The sequence below is a fragment of the Clostridium sp. Marseille-Q5894 genome (assembly GCF_946902305.1).
Lineage (GTDB): Bacteria > Bacillota_I > Bacilli_A > Erysipelotrichales > Coprobacillaceae > Thomasclavelia.
Map to the genome: position 1 here is coordinate 16,994 of NZ_CAMPPT010000004.1, position 13,149 is coordinate 30,142.

The window sequence follows — 13,149 nt, forward strand, 5'->3', positions numbered from 1 at the left end:
TGAAATGACATTGCCAACATATTTATTTGATTATCTTTCAAGAACGATCAGGATATTGATTGAAACAGCTTGCGACTGTTTTGAAAAAGAGTATGAAGAGTCATACCGAAAATATCACTGATGAGACTTTCGTAGTCATAGATCAAATGAATGAAGAAATGCATATGATATTTATTTTTTAAAAAGCTGAATATCCTTAAATAATATGAATATTTTTTTATCCAGCGGTAAAGTGTTGAAACAGATATCTGAAATATATTGACGATTTTTTCAATGGTCAATGAAGAAAACATCTTCAAAGAGAGGACATGAAGTACAAAAAATATGGAATATGATGAATGAGGTATGATAAAAGAAGCAGGCAAAATAGAATGAAAATGACCGTCATTACGGCAGTACATCACAGGGACTTCAAGCATCTGATCATCAATTTGGCCATTATGAAAAGAGATATAATGTCTCTGATAGGACTGATAATATTTGATATTGGAAGATTTACAGACGATGCCGTTATGAGTATGTAAAGATGACAGCTCCAAATGATTGAGACAGTAGAATTCGAAATCGCGGATTTGTGAAAAAGAAGGTTCATTATAGAATTTAATATTTTGAGAATCAAAAGCTGACTTGATATTGAGTATAAAATCCTGTATCATATAATTTGTATCATCAGTATCAACTGACGATTGAAAAGGGACAGTGTTAGAGGGTGAGAAGCTTTAACGGGCTGTTTCTTTTCTTTTTCCTTTCATAATATTGATCGATAGATATCATACACTATTCTGCAAATAAAAAACAGATTAAGGTTGATGCAGTGCAGTTTGAAACGGCATCTTTCTTAATCCGTTTGTTTTTTTTATTTGCAGTTTTTGTATTATTTTTTTTGTAGAGAATTTGCGGTTTAACAGTCATTCCTAATGGGTTCTTACTCGCTTATGGGTAAATGAACTTATTAGACAGCACAAGAAATTGTGCTGTTTTTCTTTAGTTTGTATTTCTTGTTTTTGGGCATTTTGATACAATATATGTATGGATGGTGATACATATGAAATATAATGAAATCAGTTTGAATGAAAAAATCTTTGGTAATGACTTCATTGTCTATGACTGGAAAGAATCAGATAATAAAATCATAATATATGTGAAAGCGACTTCTCATGATGATGTATGTCCTGTATGTGGTTCTCCTACAAGTTCTTTACATAATACCTATCATAGAATGATTCAGGCTTATCCTGTTAGAAATAAAACAACTTTTATTGATGTGATTGCTTATAAATATGACTGTACTAATGACAAATGCAATAGAAAGGTTATTATGCAGAATCTTCCTTTTGTTTCTCCCTCTCAAAGAAGAACATATGAGCTTAACTGTCTTATCCTTGCAGTTTCTCTCTTTTTAAGCAATGAAGGTGCCAGTAAAGTACTGAAACTTCTTGGGGTCAATGTAAGCAATGACTCTATCAAACGCCTGACTGATAAGATCATTATTGAAGATGACCCTGATGTCGAGTCTATTGGAATAGATGATGTGGCGATGAGAAAAGGAAAGGCTTATGCAACTGCCATATATGATATGGAAGATCATCATCTTATTGCGCTTTTAGATGGAAGAGATAAGGAAACAGTTGTTGAATGGCTAAAAAATCATCAAAAAATAAAGATTGCCACACGTGACAGAGCAAGTGCATACGCTTCTGCAATCAGTGAAGTTTTACCTGAATGTATCCAGATTGCAGACAGATTTCATCTTCTTCAAAATTTAATTGACAGAATAAAAGATATTTTTAAAACGGAAATACCGGAAACAGTATTCATAAAAGATGGAAAGGTACTGGAAGAGGAACCTCAAAAGGTTCCAGCATTAAAAATCGATCCAAATTCAAAGGAACTTGAAAAATATGACTATGACAACAGTATGCCAGTTGATAAAGAAGGAAATATGATTGATTTTGATGCGGTATGTTATGATAAAAACGATAAACAACACAGACAGCAGGCTGAAAGCCGTAAAAAAAACAGAAAATGATCATTGACATTCAAAAAAGATGGGAGGAACTCGAAAAAAAGAAATACACAACAATAGCTAAAGAATTTTCAATATCAAATATTGTAGCTAAAAAATATGTAAATATGAGTGAAGAGGATATTCAATTGTTGGACAGTCCAAAGAAATACAAACAAAGAAAAACAGCTACAGATGACTATATCAATATGATCTATAAAATGATCCTGGATGGAATAAAGCCAGAAATAATCTTTAGCTATGTCATTATGAAAGGATATAAAGGTACGTGGAAGTCATTGGATAACAGAATTGTATACTTATTAAAAAATAATTTTAGTATTTCTCTTTCAATGGGGTGGTATATTAAGTATAAATATCCAGATAATATCATCATCATAAAAAGAAATGAAATATTAAAATACATAACAACTAAAAATGAGAAAACAAAGAAAAATAAAACAGTTGAAAAAAACATTCAAATAATCAAGGAAAGATATCCAATTATAACTGAACTAGAAAAAATATATGATTCGTTTTACAGCACGATCAAGGAGGCAGATACTGATCAGCTAGATAAGTTTATTGATAATTATAGAGAATCAGTATTAAAAGGATTTATAGAAGGTATAGAAAAAGATATTGCCCCGATCAAGAACGCAATATCTTATCCATATAGTTCGGGATTTGTTGAAGGAAACAACAACAAATTCAAACTCATCAAACGTATTTTATATGGAAGAAGTAAAATAGTCAATCTTTTTAGGAAATGTTACATACCATTTTTAATGAATAATAAAGATTTTAAGCTAATTGATATTTTAGAACACAAAAACAGCACAATTTCTTGTGCTGTCTAATAAGTTCATTTACCCATAAGCGAGTAAGAACCTCCTAATGCACGCATCTTTCTTTGATTCATTCTTGCAAGTTCTGTACGTTGTTCAAACCAGTTATCAGGAATTGGTCCATTGACATTTTCCATATTAGCCATATACTGCCATCCATAATATCCTGGCCCGACTAACCAGTCTTTGATTTCATCAATTGAATAACCTAAATTACTCATAAATCTTCTCCAGACCTCTTCCTGGCCAGTAATATCAAGGATAGCATTTACACCATTTAAGGCTAACCAATCCATTTCATTTTGCCATTCTGTTTCACCCCAAAATGCCATTGTATAAGAATGTGTACAATAATTATATGCGTATCGTACTTCATATGGCGTTTCCTTACGGATCGTTTCTGTTACCGGAACTACTTTATTTGGCATTTTAACTTGCCTCGCTTGTTGTGTAATGGAAACATTACAATAATATTTTAAGTAATAATTCAATCCCGTAGTTAAAGAAACACCCTCATTTCCTTTGATTTGAATTTTACCATTATGATTACTAATCTCATAATAATCATTATCACTTTCACTATTTTCTTCTAATACAAACTCAAACCAGTCTAAATACTTTTCACCAATAGTACGGCTTAGCACTCCTTCTACTTCTTTAAGAGTTTCACTTTTAGTAATTGGTTTTGCATACTCAGTATCTTCAAAATCACTTATCTTAATATCTGAACGTTTAGCTATTGGCGTTTCACTTTCATCACCATATACCCTAACTTCAGCAAAACTTCCAGTATTTCCAATTGAACAATATTCAAGATAAACACGTACAATTCGAGCTTCTTTACCATCGATTGCAAACATATTTCCATCTTTTGTTACAAGAGTATCATCAACTTTTTCACCAACTTTATCAAAAGTTACACCATCCATACTTGTAAAAACAGAATACTGATAATACGCTTGTAAATCTTTAAAACTTGGAATCACTTGAATCTTATTAATATAATAATTATTTTCTAAATCAATGTCTATATATGCAGGATAATACAATGCCTGCCATACTGTCGATAATAGTCCATCATTTATATTTGAAACCGGATAACTAGCATTATTACTATAAGAACGAGCCGATTTTAGATATGCAATACTAGTAGTATCGACATCCTCTATAGGAGGAGTAAAATCTAAGTTTTCTATCCCATAAACTCTTAATTCATTTATATGCATTGATGGATTAGCTGAATTTGATAACATTTTTACTTTAACAAAACGAATTGTTTTTGTTTCAAATGTATATGTATCTCCATCACTTGTTTGTGGAATATTATCCTTCTTTTCTCCAACTTTAATATAATCGAAACCATTTACACTAACATATACTTCATAATTATAATAACGTCCATCTGAATAGTATGGAAGCACATTAATTTCATCAACATCAAAATATCCTTCCAAATCTACTTCTAACCAGCCCTCTCCAGCTACTGCCCAAAATGAACTAGTATTATTATCTACTGCCTTTTCTGGATTACTGCTGCCTTCTTGTCCTGATGCTGTAACAGCTTTATTTAAAGCAACATTTGTTTTTATTTTTTCATATGCTGGATCTAATTCTCCATAAACTCGTAATTCTTTAATATGCCCAGTATTATTATTCGGTTGATTTTCTGCATGCGTTTTTGAAATCTTTACCTTTATATAACGCGCTGTAAAAGTATCATCAAAAATATACGTATCTCCTTGTGATGTATTCCAGTTCGTATCATTTTTTTTAGCAACCAAATTATAATTTTGTTGATCTATACTTGCATATATTTCATAATCATAATAACGATTTACTGATGCCCATCAAAATATGCCATTAAATTTATTTCTGAAATCTTATAGTAACCCTGTAAATCCACTTCCAACTCACTAGGATTAACTGATGCCCAATATGTATTTTCATTGCCATCAACTGCATACGATGCATATTGGTTATTTTCTATTGTTGAAGATGTTACAGGTTTTTTTAAAGCAATATTTTCTTTTGATGTTCTACTTGAAACATCTATCCAAGCAGAATCATCGTATCTTTCATTTGCAAATACTCCCGTAGTTGGAACCACTAATGATACAACAAGTGATGCCAACATTAAACATTTAAAAAATTTTTTTAAATCCATATCCATTTCCCCTTTCCTTAAAATTTAATAACATAAATAAAATATTTATTCTTTAACCACCTTCCTTATATTAACCTCTATTAATATTATAACCTAAAAAAAATAGCAATTTTTTACAATCACTAGTAAAGTAATACACAAAAAAAGAACAGTTAAAACTGTTCTAATCTCATCAACACTTTTTCTTTACCTAACAAGCAAATTGAACTAGCTAAATCAGGACCGTGCATTATTCCTGTTGTCGCAATTCTTAAAGGCATATATAACATTTTACCACGAACCTTGGCTTCTTTTTGTGTCGCTTTAATACACGCTTGAATATTTTCTTTAGTAAATTCATCCAATGTTTCTAATTTAGCTTTAAAAACACTTAATGTGTTAGGAATACTATCATCTTTCATAAATTCTTTAGCTTCATCATCTAAATTCAATTCATCATTAAAAAATAAATCAACTAAGGCAACAATTTCTTTACCATAAGATAATTGATCATGATATGTAGCAACTAACATATTGATCCATTCATCACTTTTATCAGACAAATCATAAGCTTCTTCTAAAAATGGTCTACATAAAGCTACAACATCATCTAACGATCTTTCTTTAATATAGCGATTATTTACCCATGTTAACTTATCTTTATCAAACATTGAAGGTGACTTAGATAATCTTTTTTCACTAAATTCTTTGATCAATTCTTCTTGACTAAAAATTTCCTGTTCTCCTTCAGGAGACCATCCTAATAACGCCATAAAATTAAACATTGCATCTGGTAAATATCCTTCATCTTTATACTGAGAAACAAATTGCATAATACTTTCATCACGTTTTGATAATTTCTTTCTTTGTTCATTTACAATCAATGTCATATGACCATAAGTAGGAGGTGTCCAGCCAAACATTTCATAAATCATCATCTGTTTAGGCGTATTACTTAAATGCTCTTCTCCTCTAAATACATGGGTAATATCCATTGTATGATCATCAATAACAACAGCATAATTATAAGTTGGTATTCCGTTAGCTTTTACTAACACCCAATCTCCAATATCGTCAGATTCAAACGAAACACGCCCACGAATCATATCATCAAATTCATAGGTTTTACCAGCTGGTACTTTAAGTCTAATTGTATAAGGAATTCCTGCAGCTTCTTTTTTGGCTACTTCCTCTGCTGTTAAATCACGACATTTACGATTATACATCGGAGCAATACCCGCCGCTACTTGACGTTCATGTTCTTCATCCAATTCTTCTGGCGTACAAAAACATTTATAGGCCAAACCGCGATCTAATAATTCTTGAGTATATTTACGATAAATATCTAACCGCTCCATCTGACGATATGGTGCGTATTCTTTTTTAGGGTTTAATGGTGACTCATCAGGAATTATGCCAAGCCAAGCTAAATTATCTAACTGACTCGCTTCGCCACCTTCAATATTTCTTTCAATATCAGTATCTTCTAAACGAAAAACAAAATCTCCACCATAATGTTTTGCAAATAAATAATTAAACAATGCCGTTCTGGCTCCACCTATATGTAAATGACCAGTAGGACTAGGTGCATATCTTACTCTTACTTTTTCCATCTTAAATTCCTTTCTTTTTTAACATCACTACACATTGAGAAACAACGCCTTGTTCTCGACCAACAAAACCCAATTTCTCACCACGTGTTGCTTTAATATTAATATTAGCAGGATCACATTTTAAAATACTACTAATATTCTCTTTCATCTTCTGAATATAAGGTGCCATCTTAGGTCTTTCAATCAAAATAATTGCATCAAGATTACTAATTTCATAGCCTTTTTCATTCATCATTTTATACGTTTTTTCTAATAAAATTAATGAACTAATACCTTTATATTGATCATCAGTATCACTAAAATGCTTTCCAATATCTCCCAAACCTAAAGCTCCAATAATACTTTCAATAATTGCATGACATAAAACATCAGCATCACTATGTCCTAGCAATCCTAATTCGTGTTCAATTTCTACACCACCTAAAATAAGCTTTCTTCCAGATACTAACTGGTGAATATCAATTGATTGTCCAATTCGATACATATTTTCACCCCTTCGCACCATATTCTAGCACAATAACAGCTTATATTCTAGGATATTTTAAAAAGAACTTAAATCGCTGATTTTTTCTTGATTTGAGATATAAATATAAATCCTAAAAGAAAAAAGACCTAAAATTATTGAGTGATCAATAATTTTAAGTCTTCATCATAAACTTTAGTATTTAAAATCATTTAAGTTCTTTTCTTATCTTATGTTTACGATGATCTTCTCTAATATATTCAACTGTTCCTACTGCAGTTGCTCCTGCAAGATCCAACATTAGATCCTTCATCGTATCATTTAAAGCCTCATGACCTTGTAATGGCTCATCTTTTTCACCATATAATGTTCCTCTTGTAGATTTCATATATTGTTGATTGTTTGTTCCAAAAATATCGTCAACTAGATATTCTCCAATTTCCCACAAAGCTCCTAAAGACAAAGAAAATAAGACAACACTAACACAAATATACATATGTCCCATATACAAATTAATACTATCTCTTTTAACAAAATAATCTATTAATACAAAGCCAAGATAAGCTAAAATCACACCAGAAAAAGTGTGTAATATAGAATCCCAAATTGGAAATTTTCGATAAAAATCAAATACATCTCCTAAAACAAAACCACAAAAAGCAAAAACTGTTAATGAAGTTTCTAACATAATCGGTATTTTCAATCCAATTTTATCTTTAAGACGTTCAGGTAAAACAATAATTCCCATCATTAATAATAATTGTATAATTGAAAAAATCAAACGTCTAATTTTTTTATTATCATCAACAATGAACAAACATACTATAGCTCCAATCAGCATAGTTAATGTCAAAATACAAATAATTCCTTTTATTATTCGAAATTTTTTAGTTGATTTAGTCTCCAGCATATAATTATCCTCCATAATTTATTGTATTATAACAAAATCTTCTATAAAATCCTACCAATATAACTTTAAGAAATGATTAACAAAAAATAATGAATAATTAAATTTTTTTAAACAAAAAAATAGGCCTAAGCCTATTCTTTATATTTACGATTATGTGCTGCTGTAATCAAGCCTTGAAATAATGGATGTGATCTATTTGGACGACTTGTAAATTCAGGATGAAACTGACAAGCAACAAAATATGGATGATCTTTAATCTCAATAATTTCAACTAAATTACGCTCAGGATTAATTCCTGCAATAACCAGCCCATTTTCAACTAATATATTCTTATAATCATTATTAAACTCATAACGATGACGATGGCGTTCCTTTATCATTGATGAATCGTACAATCTTCTAGCATTAGTTCCATCTAATAACTCACAGTTATAATCACCCAATCTTTGGGTTCCTCCCATATCTGTCAACGATTGATCTGACATTAAAGTAATAATTGGATTTTTAGTTAATTCATCAAATTCTAATGAATTTGCATTTTCTAAACCACATACATTTCGAGCATACTCAACTGTTGCCAGCTGCATACCTAAACAAATTCCAAAAAATGGTAATTTATTTATTCTTGCGTATTCGATTGCATCAATCATTCCTTCAATTCCACGATTACCAAAACCTCCTGGCACAATTATACCATCAGCATTTTTCAATTTATCAGCAACATTATCTTTAGTGATTTCTTCAGAATCTACAAAATCAATATTTACAACACTATTTTCATAATAACCTGCATGTCTTAAAGCCTCATTAACTGACAAATATGCATCTGGAAGTTGTGTATATTTACCAACTAACGCAATCGTCACTTCATGATCCAATCCTTTAACTCGATTAATTAAATTTTGCCATTCATTCATATCAGCTTTTGGCGCCTCTATTCTTAAATGATCGAGAACCAAATCATCCATATGCTGTTCTAATAGCATCATAGGTAACTCATATAAAACTACCACATCATAATTAGAGATAACATTTTGAGTTGGAACATTACAAAAAAGAGAAATTTTATCTTTTAACTCTTTTTCAATATGCTTTTCACTACGACAAACAATGAAATCTGGTTGAATTCCTAATCCTCGTAACTCTTTAACACTATGTTGCGTTGGTTTTGTTTTCACTTCATGACTAGCTCCAATATATGGCAACAATGTTGTATGAATATATAAAGTATTTTCATATCCTAAATCTAAACGAACTTGACGAATCGCTTCCAAAAAAGGCAAACTCTCAATATCACCAGTCGTTCCACCGATTTCAGTTATTATAATATCAGCTTTAGAGCTAGAAGCCACAGCATAAATTTTAGCTTTTATTTCATTAGTAATGTGGGGAACAACTTGCACGGTTGCCCCTAAATAATCTCCTCGACGTTCTTTAGAAATTACATCGCTATAAATTCTTCCTGTCGTAACTGATGAATTTCTATTTAATGCTTCATCAATAAATCTTTCATAATGTCCTAAATCCAAATCAGTTTCTGCTCCATCAGCAGTTACAAAAACTTCTCCGTGCTGATAAGGAGACATAGTTCCTGGATCAACGTTAATATAGGGATCTAATTTTTGCATAAAGACCTTTAATCCACGTTGTTTTAATATTCTACCTAATGATGCAGCAGTTAATCCTTTTCCTAATCCGGAAACAACTCCACCTGTTACAAAAATATATTTTGCCATTTTCAATCTCCTTTGTATATAAATAAAAATGTCTTCCATGGAAGACATACTATAGCCCTTTTACATTCTAGCAAATTTTTATTATCTAGGCAAGAATTTTTTAGCATAGATTATTTAAATAAAAGAGAGTGCTGGGGTACACTCTCTTAAATGTATAGGCCGTTCTTGGGGAAGAAGGGGGTGGCCTATACTTTATATATTATCTTGTCTTGACGACATCTGTAATATTAAAGAATAATTATGAACACTTTATGAACTTTCTTATAAATTGTACAAAAAAAGGAACAATTTCTTGTTCCTCTTTTTGCATAGGTGATTATATGGGAGAGGGGTCACCTATGCAAGTATTATTGTCTTTCTTTTACATAACCATAATACATATAAAAATATAACCTATTTTTATTTAAATGTCAACATATTATAAATAAATATTTGTGGAAATAATATTTTCACTAACTATCATTAATTTGTATTTAAAAAGCCATTTTTTTAATGTTATTATTGCAATTAAACTTTTAAACAATTTTCATCAATAGATTTCCATGTATCAAAATACCTATTTATTACCAAAAGAGACAACCTATAAAAGGTTGTCTCTAAAACACTATATTATTACTTATCAAATTTATTTTTGTAATCCCAAATAGTTCTTAAGATTGCTTCCATATCATGTACCATTGGCATTCTTGGGTTTGCAGGAGTACATTGATCTTCGTAAGCATTCATAGCCATTCTATGAATTGCTTCATCCCAATCTTTCTTATCGATTCCTTGAGATTCGATGTTAGATGCTAAACCAACTTTGTGACATAATTCTTCACATGCATCAGCAAACATTTGAACACCTTCTGCAGGAGTTTTTGGATTTAATCCAATTAATTGAGCTAATTCCATATATTTAACATCTGCTTTATAGTTTTCAATTTTTGGCCAGATATTTAATTTAGTTGGAATAGTTCCATTATATTTAATAACGTGTGGTAATAAGATACCATTTGTACGACCATGTGGTACGTGGAATTCTCCACCAATCTTATGAGCTAATGAGTGGTTCATACCTAAGAATGCATTAGCAAATGCCATACCTGCAATTGTTGCAGCATTGTGCATTTTTTCTCTAGCTAATGGAGTTCCTTTAGTAACTGATTCTTCTAAATAATCAAATACTAATTTAACAGCTTGTTTAGCCCATCCATCAGTAAAGTCAGAAGCTAAGATAGATACATAAGCTTCAACTGCATGTGTTAATACGTCAATACCAGTATCAGCTGCAATAGAAGCTGGTAAACTCATTACGAATTCAGGATCAACGATAGCTACAGTTGGAGTTAAAGCATAGTCAGTTAATGGATATTTCTTATTGCAAGATTTGTCAGTAATAACTGAGAATGGAGTAACTTCTGAACCTGTTCCTGAAGTTGTTGGAATACAGATCAATCTAGCTTTCTTTCCTAATTCTGGGAATTTGAAAGCACGTTTTCTAATATCCATGAATTTTTGTTTAATATCATCGAAGCAAACTTCTGGGTTTTCATATAATAACCACATAACTTTTGCAGCATCCATTGAAGACCCACCACCTAATGCAATAATAGTATCAGGTTGGAATTTGTTCATTAATTCAAGTCCAGCTTGAACTGTATCAAAACTTGGATCTGGTTCTACATCAAAGAATAATTCTAAATCTACTTTATTACGTCTTCTTCTAATTACATCTTCAATTTTTTCTACATAACCAAGATTGTACATTCCTCTATCTGTAACGATCATGGCTTTTTCCATAACTTTCATATCTCTTAGATATTTAATTGAATTTTTTTCGAAATAAATTTTTGGAGGAAGTTTAACCCATTGCATATTGTTATTACGTCTCCCTATTCTTTTAATATTGATTAAGTTAACAGCACTTACGTTATTAGATACTGAGTTATGTCCGTAAGAACCACAACCTAAAGTTAATGATGGAATGAATGCATTGTAAACAGAACCAATACCACCAAATGTAGATGGTGCATTTTCGATAATACGAATTGCTTTACAAGCATGTCCAAATCTCTTAGATAATTCATGATCTTCTGTATGAATTGCAGCAGAGTGACCTAATCCATTGAATTCAACCATTTGAGTAGATTTTAAAATACCGTCTTCAGTATTTTTAGCTCTTAAAACTGCTAATACTGGAGATAATTTTTCTCTTGTTAATGGTTCATTTGGTCCTACTTCTCCACATTCAGCACAAATAATTTGTGTATCTTCAGGCACTTTGAAACCAGCTTGTTCAGCGATCCAAACAGCAGGTTTTCCTACAACATTAGGATTTAATTTAGCTGCATTTACATTATCACCATAAGCAACTGCACCAAACATAAATTGTTCTAGTTTAGCTTTTTCATCTTTATTTACAAAGTATACTTTAAATCTTTTAATTTCTTTCATAAATGCATCATAGATTTCTGTATCTACGATAGCAGCTTGTTCAGAAGCACAAATCATACCATTATCAAATGATTTTGATAATACAATATCATTTACAGCTCTTGGTAATACACATGTTTTTTCTACATATGCAGGAACGTTACCAGCCCCTACACCTAATGCAGGTTTACCACAAGAATAAGCAGCAGCTACCATTGCATTACCACCAGTTGCTAAGATAGTTGCAACACCTGGATGTTTCATTAATGCAGTAGTTGCATACATAGATTTAACATCTAACCATTGAATACAATCTTCTGGTGCCCCAGCAGCAACAGCAGCATCTCTAATAACTACAGCAGCCATTACAGAACATGCATGAGCACTTGGATGGAATGAGAAGATGATTGGGTTTCTTGTTTTTAAACAAATCAATGATTTAAAAATTACTGTTGAAGTTGGATTAGTTGTTGGAACGATACCGCAAACAACACCTACTGGTTCAGCTATTTCAGTAATTCCTAAAAGTGGATCTTCATTAATGATCCCAACTGTTTTTAAGTGACGTAAATTACTTGTTACATATTCACAAGCAAATAAGTTTTTAACTGCTTTATCTTCAAATACACCACGTCCAGTTTCATTAACTGCCGCTTCAGCTAATGTACCATGAGCATCTAATCCTGCTACAGAACATTTAGCTACGATATAATCTACTTGTTCTTGAGTAAAGTTTTCAAATTTTGATAAAGCTACTTGAGCTTTTGCAACTAGTTGATCAACTTTAGCATCTATTTCTTCATTTGTTGGTTCAACTACTTTGTTAACAGCTTTTTTTTCTGCCATTATTTCTTCCTCCAATTCATTGTGAAATATTTAATTTGTTTCCATTGATAGTGTACCCCAATTTGGCAAAAAAGACAAGCAATATTGTGCATTTTTTCACAACAAAAGCAGCTTATTATACTTGAAAACGCTAACATTTAATTTAGCATCAAATTATTATGCAACAAAAA

General features: G+C 31.2%; 9 protein-coding genes. 2 read left to right on the forward strand and 7 right to left on the reverse strand.

What is annotated here, in order from left to right:
• Positions 1–1,045: 1,045 nt before the first annotated feature.
• Positions 1,046–2,029, forward strand: a complete 984-nt coding sequence (locus tag OC535_RS07160) for an ISL3 family transposase (protein WP_498823494.1) — start codon at positions 1,046–1,048, stop codon at positions 2,027–2,029.
• A complete protein-coding gene (locus OC535_RS07165; RefSeq protein ID WP_498823495.1) occupies positions 2,026–2,865 on the forward strand; it encodes a transposase in 840 nt (279 codons plus the stop codon). The genes OC535_RS07160 and OC535_RS07165 overlap by 4 nt, the downstream gene beginning before the upstream one ends.
• 5 nt (positions 2,866–2,870) lie before the next feature.
• On the opposite strand, the gene OC535_RS07170 is transcribed toward OC535_RS07165, so the two are convergent.
• The 7 genes from OC535_RS07170 to adhE form a co-directional block, all read right to left on the reverse strand.
• A complete protein-coding gene (locus OC535_RS07170; RefSeq protein WP_498823496.1) occupies positions 2,871–4,634 on the reverse strand; it encodes an alpha-N-acetylglucosaminidase TIM-barrel domain-containing protein in 1,764 nt (587 codons plus the stop codon).
• A gap of 53 nt (positions 4,635–4,687) precedes the next feature.
• On the reverse strand, positions 4,688–5,017 hold the full coding sequence (locus tag OC535_RS07175; protein ID WP_227053703.1) for a discoidin domain-containing protein: 330 nt from the start codon (positions 5,015–5,017) through the stop codon (positions 4,688–4,690).
• Positions 5,018–5,169: 152 nt separating this feature from the next.
• Positions 5,170–6,609 carry a glutamate--tRNA ligase gene (gltX, locus tag OC535_RS07180; protein ID WP_024722775.1) on the reverse strand — a complete coding sequence of 480 codons (1,440 nt, stop codon included), beginning with the start codon at positions 6,607–6,609 and terminating at the stop codon, positions 5,170–5,172.
• 1 nt (position 6,610) lies between these two features.
• Positions 6,611–7,093 (reverse strand): 2-C-methyl-D-erythritol 2,4-cyclodiphosphate synthase, encoded by a 483-nt coding sequence (ispF, locus tag OC535_RS07185; RefSeq protein ID WP_024722776.1) that lies wholly within the window; start codon positions 7,091–7,093, stop codon positions 6,611–6,613.
• Positions 7,094–7,280: 187 nt separating this feature from the next.
• Complete coding sequence (locus OC535_RS07190) at positions 7,281–7,982, reverse strand: DUF2238 domain-containing protein (protein ID WP_024722777.1); 702 nt, start codon at positions 7,980–7,982, stop codon at positions 7,281–7,283.
• Between the two features lie 131 nt (positions 7,983–8,113).
• Entirely contained in the window at positions 8,114–9,718 is a 1,605-nt protein-coding gene (gene pyrG, locus OC535_RS07195) for a CTP synthase (RefSeq protein WP_498823497.1), read from the reverse strand.
• A 612-nt stretch (positions 9,719–10,330) separates the two neighbouring features.
• Positions 10,331–12,979 carry a bifunctional acetaldehyde-CoA/alcohol dehydrogenase gene (gene adhE / locus OC535_RS07200; RefSeq protein ID WP_024721727.1) on the reverse strand — a complete coding sequence of 883 codons (2,649 nt, stop codon included), beginning with the start codon at positions 12,977–12,979 and terminating at the stop codon, positions 10,331–10,333.
• Positions 12,980–13,149 lie beyond the last annotated feature (170 nt).